Genomic DNA, 19,243 nt, shown 5'->3' with positions numbered 1-19,243 from the left:
ATCTCTTAAACCTATCGTCCTGATTCGGTAAACAGCCAAGCATTTTGTATCTCTTCGCCGTCGTCGAAATGACGTTTTTCCTTTCCGATAATCTGATAATCTTCGTGTCCTTTTCCCGCGACCAAAAGACATCCCCCCTCGTCTAAAACCGAGACTCCTCGCCGAATTGCGACAGCTCGATCCACTTCGCGAAGGAATGGGGTAAACCCGGGCGAAAAACCGGATTGTATTTCGTCCAAGATCGCCTCCGGGTTTTCCGTCCTGGGATTATCCGAAGTCAAAATAACCTTATCCGCGAGTTTCTCCGCTATTCGAGCCATTTGAGGTCGCTTCGTGCGGTCTCTATCTCCTCCACATCCGAATAAAACGATTAATTCCTTAGGCTTTGATTCCCGGACGCTCCGCAGAATATTTTCGAGGGCATCCGGAGTATGCGCATAATCCACCACCGCCATTCGCGACCTGTCCGGACTATAATACAATTGGAATCTTCCGGGAATTTGTGGAATAGAACGAAGCGCTTGTAGGAGAGAATTTCGAGGCCAGCCGAGCCCTAAAGCAGTCGTGAGAGCCAAAGCGGTATTACGAATATTAAATCCGCCTAATAAATTCGTGTGAATCCGTGCCTTCCCGCCCCATACGGATGGGATTTCGAAATCGTATTCGGTACCCTGTAGCGAAAATTCTTCTTTCGAAATTTTCAGTTCTCCGCTGCCGTCTTCAATCGCAAAGAGTTTCAATTCCGGACATTGATTACGGATCAAGTCATACATCTCTAAGCCCGACGGTGAACCTAGATCTAAAACTCCGAAGGCTTTCGGTTCCGCCTTCATCGATTGAAAGAGTAGACTTTTACTCCAGAGATAATCCTCCATGCTCGGATGAAAGTCTAGATGGTCCTGAGTAAGATTGGTAAAAACTCCTGCAGAGAAACGAACACCGTCGGTTCTGCCCAATTTCAGACCGTGAGAGCTGGCTTCCATAAAGACGTATTCGATTCCCGCATCCAGCATTTCCTTTAAAATCTCTTGAAGGGAACATGCATCCGGAGTCGTATAGCCGGTGTCTTTCTTCTTACCCAGAAACCTTGCACCTACGGTTCCGATAACGCCGCAGCTCGCTCCGACTGCTTCTCCCAGCGAAGCAAGTATGTAAGTAAGAGATGTCTTTCCGTTAGTTCCTGTAATGCCGATTACTTTCAAGAATTCGGATGGATTTCCGAGCAGAAAGGAGGCGATTTTTCCCGCATATTTTTCGGGATCTTGCGGACAGGTTAAGATTATCTTGTTCGGAAGATCGGAGATTTGAGCCCCTTCTTGAAACAAAAGAAAGCGTCCGATCGATTCGGCCGCATATCCGATTCCCCTGGCCCCTAGGGAATTCGGAACGCAAAACAGATCCTGAGCGGAAAGTTGACGGGAATCAGTACGAACAAATGCGACTTCTTCGGAATCGTCGAAAGAGGGAGAAAAAACTTTTATCCCGGGAAATGCTTCAAGGAGAACGGAAAGTTTCAAGATCGGTCTCGTTTCGTTCCGGAGGGAGCGTTACGGTAATAATTCTATCCCCCACGGTAATCGGCAAGTAATGATATGTTTTCCTATACAATGCCTCGATACGTCGGGCGGAAGTATAAGTGGCCATTCCGATTTTAAGATCATCGTTTTTCTTTAAAAGTAACTCTTTGGATTGGGAAGTCAGAGCTAATTCACGATTCAATCTGGCTACTTGTACGTTTTGCCATACAAATAAGAATAAAAAAAGACAAGGAAGAGCGACTTTTAAAAATACCAGCCCCAGAAAGGACAAGTCTCCCCAGATTCGATGATTCGCAAATTCATGGATTCGACTCATTCTTCCTCGTCCTCCTCTTCTATATCTATAGTATCGGACGGTAGAAGCTTATCTATGACTCGCAATTTAGCCGATCGAGAGGCATTGTTTTCGCGCATCTCTTCTTCGCCAGGAAGAACGGGCTTTTTCGTCACTACCTTAGCTTCCGACGAACGGGCGTAATCTCGAAACTTATTCTTGACGATCCTATCTTCCAAAGAATGAAATGAGATCACCTGAAACCGTCCGCCCAGGGCAAGCACTTCCAGGAGCTTGGATAAGCCGAACTCGATATGAAGTAATTCCTGATTCACCTCTATCCGCAAAGCTTGAAAGACTCTGGTTGCAGGATGACGTCCAGGAGGCCAGAATTTTCGGGGAATCACTCTGGAGATCAATTGAGCTAATTCGCCCGTATAAGAAATGCGACCGTGCCTTCTGCGCTCAAGCACAGCTTCCACGATTTTCTTGGTCCAACGCTCTTCGCCATATTCGTAGAAAATTTTACTAAGAGTTTTTTCGGGATACGTGTTAATTACGTCTTCAGCAGATATGCCGCCGCTGGAAGAAAGCCTCATATCCAACGGTTCGTTTTCCCTAAAACTAAAGCCACGCCCGGCGTGCAAGAGGTGAAATGTGGAAATTCCCAAATCCAGGAGAATCCCGTCCGGCCTTCGATCCACACCTGCTTCACGAAGGAATTCCTCGTCCACTTCTGAAAAATTCGCCTCAATAAAATGAGTGCGATCATGAAACCGTTCTAGACGAGCTTTTGCCCTGGTAAGCATCACGGAATCCCGATCGAGCAGGATAATTTTAGCTTGGGGAAAATTTTCTAAAAGGAGAAGTGAATGTCCTCCTTCGCCCGCCGTGCCATCTAGAAAAAGAATTTCCTGATCGGGAGCGAAAACGTCTAGAAAGAAGGAAAGGATCTCGCGGTATAGGACGGAATAATGGACCGGTTCCAACTTATGTTCCAACATCCCGTTATCGGCTTTTGCGGGCAACTGTAAAGCGAAACGCCGCCCTTAAATCGGAAGCAAAACCGTAAGAATTAACGGTACAGATATTCGAGAAAGAACAAATAATTGACTCTCCCGAAATTATCTTCAAAACAGGTCGTCTTAATAAATAATATTATATGAAACGTCAAAGTCTGATATTTATCCTACTTGCTTACAGTATTTCGATTATTGCCATTCTAGTCCTGACGATTTCCGGAGTGGCCTTAGGAGTTGGAAAAGACCAGATCGAAGAAACTTACTTTACTCAAATGAGAAGCGTAAGTCAATCCGCCGGTTTGGAAATCGAGAACTTTTACGATACACATTTAAGAATCGCGGAAATTCTTGCCGAAGATCCCCGAACCAAGGAAACCATTCGTAGCGGAAAGCCGATCGCTCAGGCGCTATATAAAGAAGTTCTCCAAAAATTCGGAACGTACGAGAACGTATTTGTTACCACGATGGAAAAAGACCCCGTGGTAATCACTGATGCCTTGGGAAAAGGGGCCGGTTTACGTCTGGGATTAAGAGAACAAAACATTCCGAATATAAAGGCAGCGTTGGAGGGAAAATTTCATTTAGGGAAGCCGCTTCGGTCTCCCATCACGAAATTACCGGTATCGTTGCTCACGGTTCCCGTAATGGATGCGGGAAAAGTAATCGGAATCGTGGCCTTCGCAGTATCCTTAGAATCACTTTCAGAAAAAGTAATTAAGAATTATAAGATAGGCCAGCAAGGTTATTTGGCGGCGATTACGACCGATGGAATATTATACGCGCACCCTAAAAAAGACATGATCTTGAATTTGGATGTGACAAAGGAGACCACGTACGGGAAGAAATTGCTGACTTTAGCGAACGGCGAAATGATGGAATTCGAATTTAGAGGTCAAGAGCGATATGCTACCCTCTTCAGACTAAAGAATTGGGATACTCTCGCCATTGTGATATTGCCCAAGGACGAGATTTGGAGTTCATTCAAAGGCATGCTTCTTGCCATACTAGCCGTCTCCACGTTGACCGCAATTATCGCTCTTTCCATACTTTATTTCCTATTAAAAAAAAGATTAGGTCCTCTAAGCAACGCCAGCCTCGTCTTTCAATCGATGGCTCAAGGCGATTTGACTACCAATGTCGAAGCTGCGTATAACGACGAGATCGGAACTATGAGCAAGGAAATGAACACGTTTATCGGTAGTTTACGATCCTCTCTTAACGATATCCAGCGTATCGCTCTCGAATTAGGCGCTGCTGCAGAACAATTGACCGGCTCATCCCAGGCCTTCGCTTCCGGAGCCCAATCGACGGCCGCATCTTCCGAAGAGATGTCTGCGACGATCGAGGAAATGTCGGCCGGGATGGAAAGCATATCATCGATTACGGATACGCAATATAGGAATATTCTTGAATTTCATTCCAAAATCAAAGAGTTATCGGCCGGAGTACGAAAGATCGGATCGGAAATTCAGGGAACTCTCGGGGTTGCAAAATCGATTTCAACGCAGGCACGTAAAGGAGAAGAATCGCTTAACGGGATGAGCAGAATGATCGGAAATATTCTGAAATCCTCCGGTGAAATGACCGCAATCATCGGGATCATAAACGATATTTCCGATCAGACTCAACTGCTTGCTTTGAATGCCGCCATCGAAGCTGCAAGAGCTGGCGAAGCCGGAAAAGGATTTGCCGTAGTAGCTGAAGAAATTTCCAAGCTTTCCGTTAAAACGGCTTCTTCGATCAAATCTATCGGAGATATGATCAATAAAAATAATTCCGAACTGGATGTGGGGGCCAAGGGAATACAGTCATCAGTGGAAATCATACATAGCATCATCCAAAGCGTCGATTCGGTCGCGGATGCTATGAATCATCTTTATGAAATAACTTCCGCGCAGGAAGGAATCAATCAAATCGTAGACAATCAGGCCGATAAGGTAGGATCGGAAGCGGAGTCCGTCAAACTTGCCACCGGAGAACAAAAACGTGCCGTAAGGGAAATAACGCAAGTAATTACTCAAATAAACGAGCATACGCTCAATACCGCCTCAGGTTCGGAGCAAATGTCCTCATCTGCCCAGAATCTTGCCACAACTGCGGAAACTTTAAGGAACATCACCGACAAATTCAAAATATAAAATGTCAATCCCGCATCCTCTTTTTTGAAATATATAGAGAGTATGTATTAGTATTTCTTTTCGTCTATAATATGGATTAGTAAATTTTCATTTCTGGTTGGAATTCCAAAAAGAGAAACAATGCGACGCAACAGTTTAAAACTAATTTTGTTATTTTCCAGTAGCGCGACGGTTGTTCTTTTAACAGCCGCATTATCTTCCTTCGCTTATTTTACTGCTAAGGGCTACATTGAAGAGACTTACATTGACGAAATGAAAAAAGTCTCTCGAGTAAGTTCCAGGGAAATTAAGGATTTCTTCGATACCCAGTTCAATTTGGCAAAATTCATCGCCAACCAACCTTCGATAATAAAAGCGGTGGCCGGTCAAGATCGCGCCGTTTTGAATCCTCTGTTAGTCGACCTAAATAGTAAATTTGCAGTCTACGAAAACGCTTTTTTTTCCACTCCCGAAGAGAATCCGCTGACGTTCGCCGACGCGACCGGACAGGGTTCTAATTTTCGTTGGGGAAAGCAGGGATTCGATGAAAACATCCAAGCCTCCTTGAAAGGAAAACCTTTCTTAAGTAAAGTAGGACAATCCCCGATTACAAAAGAACCCGTAACACTTCTTACTGTCCCGGTTATGGACGGCCCAAAAGTAGTAGGAATTTTGGGATTCGCACTCTCTCTGAACTCGGTAACGGAAGCGGTCGTCAAAGACGTAAAGATAGGATCCGACGGTTATATCGCAATCGTGGACGCGGCGGGGGTAGTCGTTGGACATCCCGACAAGTCTTTGATTATGAAACTCGATTTATCAAAGACCGAATGGGGACGTCGTATGTTGTCCTTGAAATCAGACGAACATACGGAGTATTTCTTTAAAAAAGATAAAATTGCTACCATTTATAGAATAGAAGAATACGGAATGTTAGTCGCTGCGGTGGTATCTAAGGACGAACTTGCAGACGTCGTTCACTCGATGTTATACAAGATCATCGCCTGTGCGGGAATATTTTTAGCAGTCTCTATTTTATTTCTTTCCAGATTATTAACCATTCGTCTGAAACCTTTGGAAGAGGCGCGTAATCTCTTCAAATCCATGTCACAAGGAGACCTTAGCAAAGATTTGGATATCGTCCACGACGATGAAATCGGAGACCTAAGTCGGGATACGAATGCATTCTTAGATAGTCTAAAGAATTCCTTGAAAGAGATACAGCGAGTATCTTCCGAACTCGCATCCTCCGCCGAAACTTTATCTTCAAATTCCGAGAATTTTTCCAATTCCGCTCAATCTACGGCCGCATCCACGGAACAGATGTCAGCCACTGTAGAGGAGATGTCGGCGGGAATGGAGACGATTTCCGGAACGACCGAAAATCAATACAGGAATATTTCCGATTTTCATTCCAAGATAGCGGAGCTTTCGAAGAGCGTTCGAAAAATAGGAGACGAAATTCAAAACACTTTAGGAATCGCTAAATCGATATCTTCTCAAGCTAAAAAAGGAGAAGAATCTTTGAATGGAATGACCGATATGATCGCAAACATTCTCAAATCTTCGGGGGAAATGAAAGCGATCGTAGGAATTATCAATGATATTTCCGATCAGACTCAATTACTCGCTCTAAATGCCGCCATAGAAGCCGCTCGTGCTGGAGAGGCCGGAAAAGGGTTTGCGGTAGTCGCGGAGGAAATCTCCAAACTTTCCGAAAAAACAGCCTCGTCCATTAAGTCCATTTCTTCGATGATCGCCAAGAATAACACCGAATTAGATTCCGGGGCAAAAGGAATTCAATCTTCTACCGAGATTATACATGCGATAATTCGCAACGTGGATAGCGTGTCCGAAGCGATGGACAAACTTTACTCGATCACTTCCTCGCAGGAGGAAGTAAATAGGATTGTGAACGAGAAAGCCGGTCAAGTTGGGGCCGAATCGGAGTCCGTCAAAATAGCGACGGCGGAACAAAGACGGGCAGTACGAGAAATCGCACAAGTCATCATTCAGATCAACGAGCATACGTTGAATACAGCTACCGGTGCGGAGCAAATGTCAACTTCCTCGAAAGGGCTTTCGAGCACCGCAGAAACTCTCAGAAGAATCGCCGAGAAATTCAAGTTTAACTGATGGTACAAACCCGAAAGGTCGGAGAATATGATTCAGATTTTGGGCTTTTTTTGGTAAATAGTGTGTCCCAGAAATTTATAAGCTTCCGAAATCCCGAATAAAGTCTCGGAATGTCCGATCACCATTAGCCCCCGGTCTTTAAGCGCCTGTTCGAAATTTTCGAAAATCTTTTTCTGAGTCTGCTTATCAAAGTAAATAATTACGTTCCGGCAGAAAATACAGTCCATCTTTTCCAAGAAAGGATAAGGTGTTTCCAAAAGATTAATTTTTCTAAATTCGATCATGGACTTTAATTCGGGTTTGACTTGGTATAAATCGTCGCCTCTTCCCGACAAATCCCTCACGCGTAAAAAATATTTTTTCTTTAATGATTCACTGACTGGCTCAAGTCTCTCGGATTTATAAACGCCTTCCTGAGCGGTCTTTACGACATTCGTATCGATATCGGATGCATAAATTTTAATATCCCATCCCGGCTTAAAAGCGAAGTATTCGGCACAGGTAATAGCGATCGAATACGGTTCCTCTCCGGTAGACGAAGCGCTCGACCATATGCGAAGACTTTTCTTACCCGTTTTAACGGCCTTTTCCTCCACCGACGGTAAAAAAACGTCTCTCAAAAATTCGAAATGATGGTTCTCTCGAAAAAAATCGGTTTTGTTAGTAGTAATACGATTAATAAGTTCCGTTAATTCGCTTTCGAAAAACTTTCGATCGGCCTGAAGGGCTCGGATATAATCGGAGACGCTCGCCATCTTATGGAATCTTGCCCTGGAATTCAGCCGAGATTGAACCATAATCTTCTTATGATCTGCCAAAAAAATACCCGTTTCACGGTACATTAAATCTTTAACGAATCGGAATTCTTCGTCCGAAATCTGGACTAAATGAGAAAATGTATCTTCCATGAATTAGCGAATCCCGAGCGCCTGGTCTAGGGAAACGAGTTTGATAATTTCTAATAATTTCGGGGTAACATTAATCGTTTCCAATTTCATTCCCTGGCTACGGAGTCGGTTTGCGAAGGCGACAAGAGCTCCTAATGCAATGGAAGTCAAAACCTGTACTTCCTTTAGATCGAGCACTATGTGCGTAGGACTTCCTTCCAAATGAGAATTTAGGAAAGCGCGTAAATCTTCATGGTCCGCATTAAGAACCTCGTAATTTAAGGTAATTACGATTTTATTTTTTTCGCTCATCTCTAATATCCGACGGGACTTTCCCATTTCGGAATACAGTCGAGAATCGACTCTGAAAAGAAAAGGAAAAAGCTAATTTTTCTGGCTGGGAATCCATGAATTGGTTTTTTGGCTATTAGAACCCTTCCAGAAGCAGATTCGGCAATCAAGAGTGAAAATCGGCATCGTTAAGCATTTAAATGCAAGACCCCTAACTTGGGGGTTCGAGCAACATTCGGAACATAAAGTGGTGCCTGAAAATCCATCGCTTTTAAAGGATTATCTACTGCGAGGGTTAATCGATGTGGGACTCATTTCATCGATCGAATGTCTTAGAAACGCCGAAGTTCTTTCAGTATCCATGAAAGTCGGAGTCTGCGCGACCGAACAAGTTCGCTCCATAAAGTTTTTTAAAAATAAAAAAGAACCCTATCCTCCGTATCGAATCCTAACTGATAACGGTTCGCGAACTAGTATGGCATTGGTCCGAGTCTTAGTTCATAATGAAACAGGATATCTGCCTGAAGTTTCTCCCACCGATCCTAGGATTATTAAAGAAGAAATTTCCATAGGTCGCGGATCGCATATGCTATTCGGCGACAATGCTTTGTTTGCGGAGTGGAATCCTGAAATTTATGAAGTTCGAGATTTAGCCGGTTGGTGGTACGAGACGACCGGAACTTCCTTTATTTTCGCTCTTTGGGCTTCGAAAAAACCGTTGGAATTGCCGGATTCATTCTTTATGGATTCGTTGAAATTTGGCCAAGATCATATAGAAGAAATAATCGCAAAGGAAACCCGTCTCCCGGAAGATCTTGTACGCAAATATCTGACGCAAGAACTACATTACGAAATCACTGAATCTGATAGGGCCGGTTTGGACCGCTTCGGTAAATACTGCGCTGATTTAGGAATTCTCTAGATTTGAATCGAGCTTTCAGTCGGGATTTTATTTAGAAGCGATACCGCTTAAGAATGGCGTTTTCTAAGTTCCGCGACGATATCGGAAAGGGAAAGTCCCCTTTCCACTAAAAGAACCTGCAAATGAAATAAAAGGTCCGCCGCTTCATGAGTGAGTTCCTTTTGATCGGCATTTTTTGCCGCGATAATCACTTCGCCCGCTTCTTCTCCGACTTTCTTCAGAATCCGATCAACCCCGCTACGAAAGAGGTCGGCGGTATAGGATTTGTCCGGGAGTTCCGCCTTTCGTTTCTTAAGGATTTCCTCGAGCTGAAGCAGAAATTCCATTTTTCCCCCTTGAGATAACTTCGAATTTCCGGGCTTCATTCCTTGGGTAAACTAAAAAACCGGCTTTTTCCGAATTCGCCATTCCGATACCTTGGAAAAAAGGTCTGATAATAAGGTTCGTCTTATGAATCTACGGAATCTAATACTTATTCCATTATTCTCCGCTGTACTTTCACTAGTTTCGACGGATATTGCCGCAGTCGGAGTGCAATGGGAGTCGTCCGTAGAAAAAGCATTCGCTAGAGCTAAACAAGAAGGAAAACCAATCTTCATCGATGTCTATGCGGATTGGTGTGGATATTGCAAGACGCTAAAAAAAGAAATTTATCCAAAAAAGGAAGTTCAGGCCGAGTTGTCACGTTTCGTACTACTTTCTCTAGATGGAGATAGATTTCCGAATTTGAAAAAAAAATACCAGGTCTCCGGATACCCCACCCTTCTATTCCTAGATCGAAACGGGAGCATAACCGAAAAAATTACCGGCATGCCCGATACAAAAATGGTCGTGAAGACACTTAAGAACGCCTATTCGAAACGCGATCAGGAAGGAAATCTTCTGGCCTCTTTAGAAAAGAATTCTGCTGATTCTAAATTACTTCTAAAAGTCGGAGAATATTATTTTGAAGCAAGAGATTATGCGAAGGCCGCTAATTACTTTTATAAGGCTTTCTCATCTGATGATAAAAGCGCTACGGAAAACCAGCATAGAGCCTTATTCAATTTAGGCGTTACCTATTCCGAGATGGAGAATTATGAGAAAACAGTAAAAACATTTACTCTATATCTGGAAAAATATCCCCCGGGTACCGGATACGCCCAAGCTGCTTTTTATTATAGAGGAATGGCCTTCAAGGAACTCGGCAAGAAGAATGAAGCAAAGCATGATCTGACAAAAGCATTGGAACTAAGCTCCGATCCAAGTGAAAAAAAAGAGCTGGAAGGTATTCTTCGATCATTATAAATATTGCAATTTCCTGCGGGAGAAAGCCCGCCCTTCCTGGGTGGGGGATGGAGGCGGTTTTACGGAGAAACCTGATATCAGAAATTATCCGAACTGTCGACTATTCTTTTGAAGCAAAAATCTGTGGGAGCTCATACAAACAATTCCCAAACAAAATCGCTTGCAAAAAAGGAAATGTTCTGATATCTGGACCCGGTACTTCCACCGCACCGGCCCCCGCCCAGGAAGGGCGGGGAGACCCCAATCTCATTCGATCGGTTGCTTCCCGATGGAAAAATACTGAAACCCTTCCTTTTTAAGGAGACCCGGTCTATACTGATTTCTTCCGTCGAAGATAATCGATTGTTTTAGTAGCTGCTTCATCCGAGGGAAATCGGGTTCACGAAATTCTCGCCATTCCGTCAAAAGTAGCAAGGCATCGGCTCCTTTTAGCGCCGAATACGCATCTTCAGAATACTCGATCTTTCCTTTGAAGTAATATTCCGAAGTCTCTTTCGCCACAGGATCGAAGGCTTGAATCTTCGCACCTTCCGAATATAATTTTAAAAGGAGAGGTATAGAAGGAGCTTCCCTCATATCGTCCGTACCGGGTTTGAATGCAAGACCCCAAACTGCGAATTTCTTACCTTTAACCCCTCCTTTCCCGAAGAAGGTTTCGATCTTTTCATACAACCGAACTTTTTGATCTTCGTTCACAGCTTCGACTTCTTGAATAATTCTTAACGGCTTTCCGAATTGTTCGGAAGTGCGAATTAAAGCCCTAACGTCTTTCGGGAAACAGGAACCCCCGTAACCGATACCTGCATATAAAAATTGGCGTCCGATGCGAGAATCAGTTCCCATTCCTTTTCGCACATCTTCGTAATCCGCGCCTACCGACTCGCAGAGATTCGCGATCTCATTCGCAAAGGAAATCTTCGTGGCAAGAAACGCATTACATGCGTATTTAGTCAGCTCGGCAGAAACGGTCCCCATTCTTAAAATAGGATTACCGTTCAGTACAAAAGGAGCATACAACTGCGCGACTAGATCTCCTGCTCGATCATTATCGGCTCCTATCACGACCCGCTCCGGTCTCATAAAATCGTCGATCGCCGCTCCTTCCTTTAAAAATTCGGGATTGGATACCACATCGTATTCGTATTTAGTGTGCTTTCCGATAAACTCTTTTACCTTGGCAGCCGTACCTACCGGAACCGTAGATTTATCGACGATGACTTTGTATCCGTTAATCGATTTTCCAATTTCTTCCGCGACGGCAAAGACTGCGGAGAGATCGGCAGATCCGTCCGATGATGTTGGAGTTCCTACCGCGATAAAAATCAGATCCGACTTTTCCACTCCTTCTTTTAAGGAAGTCGAGAATTCGAGCCGCTTTTCTTTCCAATTGTTTTGAACGAGCTCGGATAAACCCGGTTCATAAATAGGGATAATACCGTTTTTAAGATCTTCGATCTTTTTTGCATCCTTGTCCACGCAAATGACTTGGTTGCCGTATTCTGCAAAGCAAGCTCCTGCTACTAATCCGACGTAGCCGCTACCGATAACGCATACTTTCATACGAAGACCAAGTTAGGGAGCAAAGTCGAAGTGGGAAGGAATTTATCTAGGAATTTGGCCCTTTTTTCGTCTCTATTTCGACCGGAATCCAGGCGACTCCTTCGAACTTGGACATATCTAAACGCTCTAGTTCGAATTCTAAAATACCGTCCTGCCAAAGATACGATCCTTCCGCGTGACTATCTCCGGCATGCAATGCAATCCCTAAGGAATATTTTCCTGCGGAAAAATTCAGAGGAAATTTGAACTTAGCGTGAATCCAGTCGCCTGCGACGACGCCGAATAATTCGCTACCTAAATGAAAGGTATTCGTGCCGAAGGAACGAATACCTCGACTATCATCGATATGAAATCCTACCGTTAAGCGTTTCAAATCCTCTTTAAATTTGGCCGAAACGAATAACTCCACGTTCGCTCCCACCGGCAATAAACTCGGATTGATTCGATTTTCATGCGAAAGGCGAATTTGGACGGACTCTAAGATCGATTCATGAGGAGTTAGTTGAGCTCCTTCTTCGGCGGAAGAAGCCGCAATGATTTGCATATACTCCCTGAACCCGTGAACAGGATCCCCATCGTAAACGAGCTTACCTTTTTCTAATATTAGAATTCTAGTACATATAGACTTTAATAGCTCGAGATCGTGGCTGACGATCAATGTGAGGGTGCCCTCCTCGGAGAATTTTCGAAACCGACTCAAGCACTTCTGTTGAAAGCTCGCATCGCCTACTGCAAGCGCTTCGTCTACGATTAAAATATCCGGACGCTTTGCGGTCGCCAATGCAAAACCCAATCGCATCGTCATTCCGGACGAATAATTTTTTAAGGGATTCTTTTTGAATTCGCTAAGTCCGGAAAAACGAAAAATCTCGTCCATCGATGATTTTAATTCTGTCGGATCTAAACCCCAAACTAGACCATTATAGTAAAGATTTTCTTCTCCGGACAGTTCCGGATTAAAGCCTACGCCCAATTCTAAAATCGAACGGACCGTTCCTTTTTTTTCCAGTCTCCCGGAATCCGAACGGGAAACACCGGTTAAAAGCTTCAGAAGAGTGGATTTTCCTGCGCCATTCCGGCCGATAATCCCTAAAATTTCTCCCTTACGCGCCTCGAACGAAATTCCATCTAACGCCTTAAATTTAATATCGAAGCCGAAATATCCGAATGTCAGCGCATTCCAAAGTCTACGCCAAGGACGACTATAACCGGAATAAACTTTAGTAATGCCTTCTACACGTATCAAAGGTGATCCAACACGACCTGATTTAATTTAGCGCGGCTTAAAAAGAAAATTATGAAAAATAAAGCCAGGAACGGTAGGAAATCCGCAAAACTTGCTTTGGATTCGTAGTTAGATAATATGAAGGATCGAAAAAGTTCCAATGGAAAGAAAAATGGATTCCATACATTCAATTTTCCTAAAACTCCGGTTGACTGGTATAAAACCGGCAATCCCCAAAAAAGAAATTGAGAACAAAGGCGAACTAGGGGGGAAATATCCCTTAAAATTATATTGATCCGTGCGAAGTAATTGATGATACAAGCAAGAAATAACCCCGTCGCAATGATCGTCAACGATCCAGGCAATAACCCCGACCAATTTGCTTTCCCGAACCAAAATAGGAAGATAATCACTGGCACAGCCGTAATCAGCCAGTGCAATACATACTGAAAAAAAGGAATCCATAGAAAAATTTCCGGACCCAACGGGGATCGTTTGATCAGATGCCGATTGTCCGTTAAAATTCCGGTGCCGCGAATCAAGTATTCTTGTAAGGGGATCCAAAAAAGTAAACCACTCAGCATATAGGAAAAATAGTCGATCGGGTCTTCCCCATTCGTACGAATTCCTATAAAGTAAAATACGACGGTATAGATCAGAATCAAACTCAGATTTTGCAAAAACATCCAAGTTAATCCTAAAGCAGATCCGGCATATTGGAGAGCGTAATCTCTTCTTACCAGAACGAATAGAATTCGCATGTTTCGAAAAAATTTGGATTGGGTCACCTAATACCTAAAAATAGAAAAAGATTATTCTTCGTCTAGGCGAGTAGAATGTTTACAAGAAAAGATCCCGTCAATTCCAAAAATCCAATGATCTAATAGGTTCACATCTAGTTCCGATAGAATGGAACCAAGGCGAGTATAGACATCCCAATCTTCCCGACTCGGATCGGCGGTCATTCCGGGATGATTATGTGCGAGAATTGCTTCCGAGGCTTCGTCGTTAAGAACCAGACGAACTAAGTCACGTGGATGCACTCCTACTTCCTCTAGGCTTCCTTTGGAAACGATATCTGCACGAAGTAGATTTCCTGCCGGGGAAATCGTGGCCAATACGAAGCACTCTCTTCTCATCGGGAGAAATAAGGTTCGCATGTATCTAGACAGGGATACCGGGTCGAAAATGGCACCTTGTAAGGATTTGTATTTTAAGCGCCTGGCCAGCTCTACTGCAGCCATTAATACGGACGCTTTCGCAGTTCCAAGGCCGCTCACACGTAGGTTACGGGAGACATCTACGGAAAGAAGTCCGCTCAATCCTTTCGTAACTCTCAGAATCTCTCGACTAAGATCCTCTATAGAACGATTACGATCCCCTTTTCCCAAAAGGACTGCAATCAATTCCCAATCATCTAAGGCATCCGCTTCATATCTGATGCGTGTCCTCGGATCCGGGAGGGTTCCGCTAAACCGGCTCAGAGTCAGATCTTTCTTAGATTCTTTTTACTCAGCTCGGAAAGCGTTTCCGAAAACCAATTCCCGTCTTGAACGAGATCGCCTTGAAAGGATTCTTCCAAATAGTCCGCGAAGGTCTTTGAACCGGGCTCAATGGCTCGGTCCCTTTCCCTCCAGTCGAACCCGGCACCCGTTAAACCCTTACGGTTTCTCTCATATGTTCCGGTATCTTGTAGAGATCGAATCATCATACTTTCTCTCCCTGTTTAGTTAGACGACATAAATTAGGAAAAACACACCTATAATCTACTAAACGGATAGATACATACTAAACTAAATTATAGTAGTCGTCAAGCGTTTACTAAAAATTTTCTATAGGGATCGCGGCCTCTGCAGGTCCGCTTCTCTTTCCTTATGAAACTAATTTTACCGAGAGGCCGGACAAATAGAGCCTCCGAATCGGAAGAAAATTCAAAAAAAGGATTCCTTAGAATTTTTCGCGCACCGAACGAAATTGCCAACCCGTTCCTCCCATGCGCCGACTATTTTATCTCGGAACCTTGCTTCTCCCGATCAGCGCTTCTCCAGCACCTTCTCTTCCAATAGAATGGGTTGCACGCTCCTGGAATCAAGAAGGAGAGATTTCGCTCTTAGGTCGCTGGGAATCCGGCACTAAAACTATCGGCGGCGCATTATTGCAGGCGCCGTTCTCAGCCGGACAAAAAGGCGAGCTACGCCTTCTTGGAATTTGGCTGAACTCCCGAGATTTACATACATCTCCGCTGGAGTCAGTCGGCATCGGCTATCGATCCCCTACTTACGAATCGTTTAGAGTAACGTTCCAGGTCGGCGGTTCCCGCGAGGTTTTACATACTATTTTAGGATTTTCTAATCGATCCGGAAGTTTAGATTTCTTCCTTCGGAAAAGTTCCGAAGAAAGAGGATACGGCGGAATACTCAGAAGCGCCTACTCATCAAATACTCATTTAAGTCTGAGTATCGAGTTAGCTCAAGAAAGAGGAAAAGCTTCCGAAACAAGATTCACGATCGGCTTTGCTTGGAATTGGGACGGACTAACCGGAGATATTCTTCTCCGTGAAGCCAGCGGCGAGGTAAATGGAGCCGGATCCTTCGGAATCACTAAGGAATTTTTTAAAAACCGAGAACTATCCGAGAAGCCGTCGCTTCCGATCGGAACATCCGAAAGGACGCGCCTTCCCCTATCACCGCTAACGGTTGATGAACTCGTAAAGGCTGGATTTTCGATAACCGACGCGTTGCAAATTTCCAAATGGTCTCGTTCGGATGAGCGAATTTTTCGAGATAAGATAAACTCTTTCGCGCCCGCCGAACAAAAGAAAATTTTTCGTTTACTTTTCCAAAAAAAGCGAAAATTGGACGGCCGGTATTGAAGGCCGGGCTCTTTCTATTATTCTGCTTTGCTGCCGTCGTCCAAATTAGTGGCAAGGAAAATGAAATGCCTTTTCTTTCCTCAGGCGGCTCCTTTTCTTCCTATGAGTCCCGCTTTTATAGAAAATCCCAGGATACGGTCTGGCTTCGTGGAGATTTTTGCGGTTCGATAAGTGTATTCTCGATACGAGAAAAAGAAAACTGCCTAAACTCAAAGTTCTTTTTAGAAAAGCGAAATGAGCGTTTATTAACGTCGGTCGCGTTCGAAACAAATCGATTTTATCTTTCCTACGGAAACAGATTCAAGCCTTCTCGGCATTTCTTCTTTTTACGAGAGACCTTCGAATTTTCCTCTTTCTGGTTTTTGGAACAACCGTCCGTTCGCTCCGCCTTTGCAGGAACCTATATCGGACCATCATTCTTTAGTCTATATTACTCGGAACGAGGTGCATCAAAAAGTCCCGGCATCTTCGTTAAACCTTTTCAGGAATATCTTGAGTTAGCATATTCTCCCGAATCGAAAGAGGGCTTTCTGTTATTGGAAATCCCCTCTTATAAGGATAAAGGATTAAGTAAAAGTCCGTTCCGGTTGCGTTTGGAAGCGTTTGGATCTAAGGAAAGTCCATCCGGAATTTTTTCGTTCTATTGGCAAAATTCCGAATCGAATCAGAGATTCCTTTTTTCGGGTTACCAAGGGAAATCGTCCCAATTATTCAGTTTATCTTCTCCAACGGAGTCTAGAGATCGTGCACGATCTCTTAGGGTTCTTTGGGAACCGGGGCTATATAATCGATTAGCGGCCGTACAGTTCGAACGATTCGGCAATCCGATTGAAAACGAAATCGGGAACCTGCATTCCAAAGCGATTTGGGGAAGAATCGCTTTTTTCCAAACTAGTTGGGGGGCAGCACTTGCACAAATTAGGACTTATAAATTCGAAAATTCTAATTTATGGACTAGCGGAAGAGGATTGTACTACGGTTTTCAGAAAAAAGGTTGGATATGGGAGATCGGTCAGGAATGGAGAAGAAACGGGGATCGCATAGCGGAAGCGACGATGCATCTAACCTTCTTCGAAAACTGGAAACTTCAGTCTTCGCTTTTATTCGCAAAAGAAGGAAATCGGCTTCCCGCTTTCGTGGAAGAATCCCTTACGCCAGAAGAGACAGGTTTGCGAGTCGTAGATAAGTCCGTTTATTTATTTTTACGGATCTATCATCCGTATTTTGCTATTAACCTTCGGCATTCTCGAGGTGGAGAAGCGAAGGGGGACAGCGTTAGCGCAAGATTTCAAATATTTCTACCTTTATTAGAAAAATAGAAATCAATATCCGAATCTAGTTTAATCTAATTTTACGCGAAAATCCTGTAGAAGATGTATCAGGAAGGTAATTAAACCGGAAAATATATATAGAAAAATAAGACCATAAATCAACCAGGGCCAACGGTTAAACCCGACAAATACGAGCAAAATTGCGGCGGCGAGAAGCATCAGAGCGGCCTTTCCCGGCGTTAACTTGGATCGGATCGCCACCTGCGGCTTGCCGTATCGAACATTAGAGACCATTAATATTGCGATCAGCAAAAACAAGGGAATCGTAATCCAGTGCGGTATATTATCCCGATTGAGAAAGATGGGAAGGAATCCGATCGTCACTCCCGCTACGGGAGAAGGCAATCCGGTAAAAGACGCAGGATCGTGGGCAACATTGAATCTTGCGAGACGATAAGCCGCGCAAATCGGGAACACCGCAGCTAAGAGCATTCCGATGGGGAAGAGATCTTCCTTACCGAAGACGTCGATTTTATATTCGCTTAAAACCATATTATAAAAAAGGAATCCAGGTGCGATACCAAAGGCGGTAAGATCGGCCAAACTGTCCAAATCGGCCCCTAATTCGCTCGTGGCATCTAGAGCTCGGGCGACCATACCGTCGAGACCGTCGCATATGGCCGCTAAAAGTATAAAAAATCCGCTTAAGATATAAGCCTGGGGGCCGTTCCCGGTGGCTTCTGCCGCAATGAGAATGGAAACAAATCCCATGGTTAAATTTCCGAGAGTGATCGTGTTCGGGATCCAACTTAGCTTACGGTTCATACGTACGTCTCCTGTCTCACGGGACTAACCGTGAACTCCAAACTTTTAGAATAGCCTTTCTGAAATAAATAATAACCTAGAGCCGCTACCATCGCTCCATTATCCGTGCAGTAGATCTTTTTTCTGGGCGAAAAAAATTCCAGGGAATTTTTTTCCGCAAGATCCTCCAGTCGATGCTTGAGCGTCGTATTCGCCAAGACCCCTCCTGCTGCGAGAACTCTCTTAATCCCCGTAATTTCCACGGCTCGCTTAATATTTCGTTCCACCAATTCGAACGCAGTCTTTTGAAAATGATAGCAGACCTTGGAAATCGATAGGTCGGGTTGCTTCGCAATCAAATTTGCAACAGCCGTTTTCAAACCTGAAAACGAGAAAGCAACCCGCGAATGTTCCAAATTTCGTAATAAAGGCGGGAGCAAATCCTTCTCCCCTTTTTCAGGCCGGTAGGAGGACGCATATTCTTCTATTATCGGTCCTCCAGGATACGGCAATCCGAGCAGGCCGGCGACCTTATCAAATGCCTCGCCTAATGCATCATCCATCGTATCACCGATCGTCTCCATTCTGCCAAATTCGGAAATGCGATAAATTGCGGAGTTTCCGCCTGAAAGAAGTAAGCCTATGCTTGGAAAAATCGGTTCCACTCCTTCCAATTGAAGTACCGCAAAATGAGCCTGTAAATGGCAAAGAGGGATAATGGGAGTATTATAAACCGCATGAATACAACGCGCCAATTGTGCGCCGATCATCAAAGAACCGGTTAATCCAGGCGATCGAGTGACTGCAATGTATCCCAAATCCTTGAGTTCAAGACCGGATTCTTCCAAGACTTCCGAAAGCAAAATGTTGATTTTTTCCAGATGAGCGCGAGATGCTATTTCGGGAACAATTCCACGAAAGGGTTTATGAAGATCGATCTGACTAAAAATTTTTAAGGACAGAAGTTCTCGTCCGTCCTTGACGATTCCTAGACTAGTTTCGTCGCAACTGCTTTCTATTCCGAGTCCGATCATCTA

General features: G+C 44.1%; 19 protein-coding genes. 6 read left to right on the top strand and 13 right to left on the bottom strand.

Features of this window, described 5'->3' with window-relative positions; genetic code table 11:
• Positions 1 to 11: 11 nt before the first annotated feature.
• From LEP1GSC050_RS16595 to rsmH, 3 genes are read right to left on the bottom strand one after another with little or no spacing between them, the layout of a single operon-like run.
• Positions 12 to 1,517: a UDP-N-acetylmuramoyl-L-alanyl-D-glutamate--2,6-diaminopimelate ligase gene (locus tag LEP1GSC050_RS16595; RefSeq protein WP_010568874.1), complete on the bottom strand. Its 1,506-nt coding sequence runs from the start codon at positions 1,515 to 1,517 to the stop codon at positions 12 to 14.
• Positions 1,495 to 1,854 carry a hypothetical protein gene (locus LEP1GSC050_RS16590; protein WP_010568873.1) on the bottom strand — a complete coding sequence of 120 codons (360 nt, stop codon included), beginning with the start codon at positions 1,852 to 1,854 and terminating at the stop codon, positions 1,495 to 1,497. The genes LEP1GSC050_RS16595 and LEP1GSC050_RS16590 overlap by 23 nt, the downstream gene beginning before the upstream one ends.
• Positions 1,851 to 2,816, bottom strand: a complete 966-nt coding sequence (gene rsmH, locus LEP1GSC050_RS16585) for a 16S rRNA (cytosine(1402)-N(4))-methyltransferase RsmH (protein WP_010568872.1) — start codon at positions 2,814 to 2,816, stop codon at positions 1,851 to 1,853. Before rsmH ends, LEP1GSC050_RS16590 begins: the two co-directional genes overlap by 4 nt.
• A gap of 158 nt (positions 2,817 to 2,974) precedes the next feature.
• Between rsmH and LEP1GSC050_RS16580 the strand changes: the two genes are divergently transcribed.
• Both LEP1GSC050_RS16580 and LEP1GSC050_RS16575 read left to right on the top strand, forming a co-directional pair.
• Positions 2,975 to 4,972 carry a methyl-accepting chemotaxis protein gene (locus tag LEP1GSC050_RS16580; protein ID WP_010568871.1) on the top strand — a complete coding sequence of 666 codons (1,998 nt, stop codon included), beginning with the start codon at positions 2,975 to 2,977 and terminating at the stop codon, positions 4,970 to 4,972.
• Between the two features lie 120 nt (positions 4,973 to 5,092).
• A complete protein-coding gene (locus LEP1GSC050_RS16575) occupies positions 5,093 to 7,087 on the top strand; it encodes a methyl-accepting chemotaxis protein (protein WP_010568870.1) in 1,995 nt (664 codons plus the stop codon).
• Between the two features lie 32 nt (positions 7,088 to 7,119).
• Here LEP1GSC050_RS16575 and LEP1GSC050_RS16570 read toward each other — a convergent pair whose 3' ends face one another.
• Together LEP1GSC050_RS16570 and LEP1GSC050_RS16565 are read right to left on the bottom strand one after the other, a co-directional pair.
• Entirely contained in the window at positions 7,120 to 7,995 is an 876-nt protein-coding gene (locus LEP1GSC050_RS16570; RefSeq protein ID WP_010568869.1) for a CheR family methyltransferase, read from the bottom strand.
• 3 nt (positions 7,996 to 7,998) lie between these two features.
• Entirely contained in the window at positions 7,999 to 8,286 is a 288-nt protein-coding gene (locus tag LEP1GSC050_RS16565) for an STAS domain-containing protein (protein WP_010568868.1), read from the bottom strand.
• Between the two features lie 151 nt (positions 8,287 to 8,437).
• Here LEP1GSC050_RS16565 and LEP1GSC050_RS16560 point away from each other — a divergent pair, with 151 nt between their 5' ends.
• Complete coding sequence (locus LEP1GSC050_RS16560) at positions 8,438 to 9,187, top strand: menaquinone biosynthetic enzyme MqnA/MqnD family protein (RefSeq protein WP_040911819.1); 750 nt, start codon at positions 8,438 to 8,440, stop codon at positions 9,185 to 9,187.
• 47 nt (positions 9,188 to 9,234) lie between these two features.
• On the opposite strand, the gene hisE is transcribed toward LEP1GSC050_RS16560, so the two are convergent.
• Complete coding sequence (gene hisE / locus LEP1GSC050_RS16555; RefSeq protein ID WP_010568866.1) at positions 9,235 to 9,513, bottom strand: phosphoribosyl-ATP diphosphatase; 279 nt, start codon at positions 9,511 to 9,513, stop codon at positions 9,235 to 9,237.
• Between the two features lie 124 nt (positions 9,514 to 9,637).
• On the opposite strand from hisE, the gene LEP1GSC050_RS16550 reads away from it, so the two are divergent.
• On the top strand, positions 9,638 to 10,474 hold the full coding sequence (locus LEP1GSC050_RS16550) for a thioredoxin family protein (protein ID WP_010568865.1): 837 nt from the start codon (positions 9,638 to 9,640) through the stop codon (positions 10,472 to 10,474).
• A 246-nt stretch (positions 10,475 to 10,720) separates the two neighbouring features.
• Here LEP1GSC050_RS16550 and LEP1GSC050_RS16545 read toward each other — a convergent pair whose 3' ends face one another.
• The 5 genes from LEP1GSC050_RS16545 to LEP1GSC050_RS16525 are packed head-to-tail and all read right to left on the bottom strand — an operon-like array spanning position 10,721 to position 14,970.
• Entirely contained in the window at positions 10,721 to 12,034 is a 1,314-nt protein-coding gene (locus LEP1GSC050_RS16545) for a UDP-glucose dehydrogenase family protein (protein ID WP_010568864.1), read from the bottom strand.
• Positions 12,035 to 12,080: 46 nt separating this feature from the next.
• A complete protein-coding gene (locus LEP1GSC050_RS16540; protein WP_010568863.1) occupies positions 12,081 to 13,280 on the bottom strand; it encodes an ABC transporter ATP-binding protein in 1,200 nt (399 codons plus the stop codon).
• On the bottom strand, positions 13,277 to 14,020 hold the full coding sequence (locus LEP1GSC050_RS16535) for an ABC transporter permease (protein WP_020987619.1): 744 nt from the start codon (positions 14,018 to 14,020) through the stop codon (positions 13,277 to 13,279). The genes LEP1GSC050_RS16540 and LEP1GSC050_RS16535 overlap by 4 nt, the downstream gene beginning before the upstream one ends.
• 51 nt (positions 14,021 to 14,071) lie before the next feature.
• Positions 14,072 to 14,749, bottom strand: a complete 678-nt coding sequence (locus tag LEP1GSC050_RS16530) for a JAB domain-containing protein (RefSeq protein ID WP_408605408.1) — start codon at positions 14,747 to 14,749, stop codon at positions 14,072 to 14,074.
• Entirely contained in the window at positions 14,746 to 14,970 is a 225-nt protein-coding gene (locus LEP1GSC050_RS16525; RefSeq protein WP_010568860.1) for an LIC12298 family protein, read from the bottom strand. Before LEP1GSC050_RS16525 ends, LEP1GSC050_RS16530 begins: the two co-directional genes overlap by 4 nt.
• Positions 14,971 to 15,252: 282 nt before the next feature.
• Here LEP1GSC050_RS16525 and LEP1GSC050_RS16520 point away from each other — a divergent pair, with 282 nt between their 5' ends.
• Both LEP1GSC050_RS16520 and LEP1GSC050_RS16515 read left to right on the top strand, forming a co-directional pair.
• On the top strand, positions 15,253 to 16,131 hold the full coding sequence (locus LEP1GSC050_RS16520) for a hypothetical protein (protein WP_010568859.1): 879 nt from the start codon (positions 15,253 to 15,255) through the stop codon (positions 16,129 to 16,131).
• Positions 16,132 to 16,196: 65 nt separating this feature from the next.
• Positions 16,197 to 17,450 carry a hypothetical protein gene (locus tag LEP1GSC050_RS16515; RefSeq protein ID WP_232225755.1) on the top strand — a complete coding sequence of 418 codons (1,254 nt, stop codon included), beginning with the start codon at positions 16,197 to 16,199 and terminating at the stop codon, positions 17,448 to 17,450.
• Positions 17,451 to 17,471: 21 nt separating this feature from the next.
• Here LEP1GSC050_RS16515 and pssA read toward each other — a convergent pair whose 3' ends face one another.
• Positions 17,472 to 18,227 carry a CDP-diacylglycerol--serine O-phosphatidyltransferase gene (gene pssA / locus LEP1GSC050_RS16510; RefSeq protein WP_010568856.1) on the bottom strand — a complete coding sequence of 252 codons (756 nt, stop codon included), beginning with the start codon at positions 18,225 to 18,227 and terminating at the stop codon, positions 17,472 to 17,474.
• Entirely contained in the window at positions 18,224 to 19,240 is a 1,017-nt protein-coding gene (tsaD, locus tag LEP1GSC050_RS16505; protein ID WP_010568855.1) for a tRNA (adenosine(37)-N6)-threonylcarbamoyltransferase complex transferase subunit TsaD, read from the bottom strand. Before tsaD ends, pssA begins: the two co-directional genes overlap by 4 nt.
• Between the last annotated feature and the right edge of the window lie 3 nt (positions 19,241 to 19,243).

This window comes from Leptospira broomii serovar Hurstbridge str. 5399, assembly GCF_000243715.2.
Lineage (GTDB): Bacteria > Spirochaetota > Leptospiria > Leptospirales > Leptospiraceae > Leptospira_B > Leptospira_B broomii.
Note: the sequence above shows the minus strand (reverse complement) of the source record. Positions and strands in the feature narration are given on the sequence as shown.

Bases quoted from the DNA above. Each gene is read 5' to 3' on its own strand.
- LEP1GSC050_RS16590 (WP_010568873.1), bottom strand. From the start codon at position 1,854: ATGAGTCGAATCCATGAATTTGCGAATCATCGAATCTGGGGAGACTTG.
- rsmH (WP_010568872.1), bottom strand. From the start codon at position 2,816: ATGTTGGAACATAAGTTGGAACCGGTCCATTATTCCGTCCTATACCGC.
- LEP1GSC050_RS16580 (WP_010568871.1), top strand. From the start codon at position 2,975: ATGAAACGTCAAAGTCTGATATTTATCCTACTTGCTTACAGTATTTCG.
- LEP1GSC050_RS16575 (WP_010568870.1), top strand. From the start codon at position 5,093: ATGCGACGCAACAGTTTAAAACTAATTTTGTTATTTTCCAGTAGCGCG.
- LEP1GSC050_RS16570 (WP_010568869.1), bottom strand. From the start codon at position 7,995: ATGGAAGATACATTTTCTCATTTAGTCCAGATTTCGGACGAAGAATTC.
- LEP1GSC050_RS16565 (WP_010568868.1), bottom strand. From the start codon at position 8,286: ATGAGCGAAAAAAATAAAATCGTAATTACCTTAAATTACGAGGTTCTT.
- hisE (WP_010568866.1), bottom strand. From the start codon at position 9,513: ATGGAATTTCTGCTTCAGCTCGAGGAAATCCTTAAGAAACGAAAGGCG.
- LEP1GSC050_RS16550 (WP_010568865.1), top strand. From the start codon at position 9,638: ATGAATCTACGGAATCTAATACTTATTCCATTATTCTCCGCTGTACTT.
- LEP1GSC050_RS16545 (WP_010568864.1), bottom strand. From the start codon at position 12,034: ATGAAAGTATGCGTTATCGGTAGCGGCTACGTCGGATTAGTAGCAGGA.
- LEP1GSC050_RS16535 (WP_020987619.1), bottom strand. From the start codon at position 14,020: ATGCGAATTCTATTCGTTCTGGTAAGAAGAGATTACGCTCTCCAATAT.
- LEP1GSC050_RS16525 (WP_010568860.1), bottom strand. From the start codon at position 14,970: ATGATGATTCGATCTCTACAAGATACCGGAACATATGAGAGAAACCGT.
- LEP1GSC050_RS16520 (WP_010568859.1), top strand. From the start codon at position 15,253: ATGCGCCGACTATTTTATCTCGGAACCTTGCTTCTCCCGATCAGCGCT.
- LEP1GSC050_RS16515 (WP_232225755.1), top strand. From the start codon at position 16,197: ATGCCTTTTCTTTCCTCAGGCGGCTCCTTTTCTTCCTATGAGTCCCGC.
- pssA (WP_010568856.1), bottom strand. From the start codon at position 18,227: ATGAACCGTAAGCTAAGTTGGATCCCGAACACGATCACTCTCGGAAAT.
- tsaD (WP_010568855.1), bottom strand. From the start codon at position 19,240: ATGATCGGACTCGGAATAGAAAGCAGTTGCGACGAAACTAGTCTAGGA.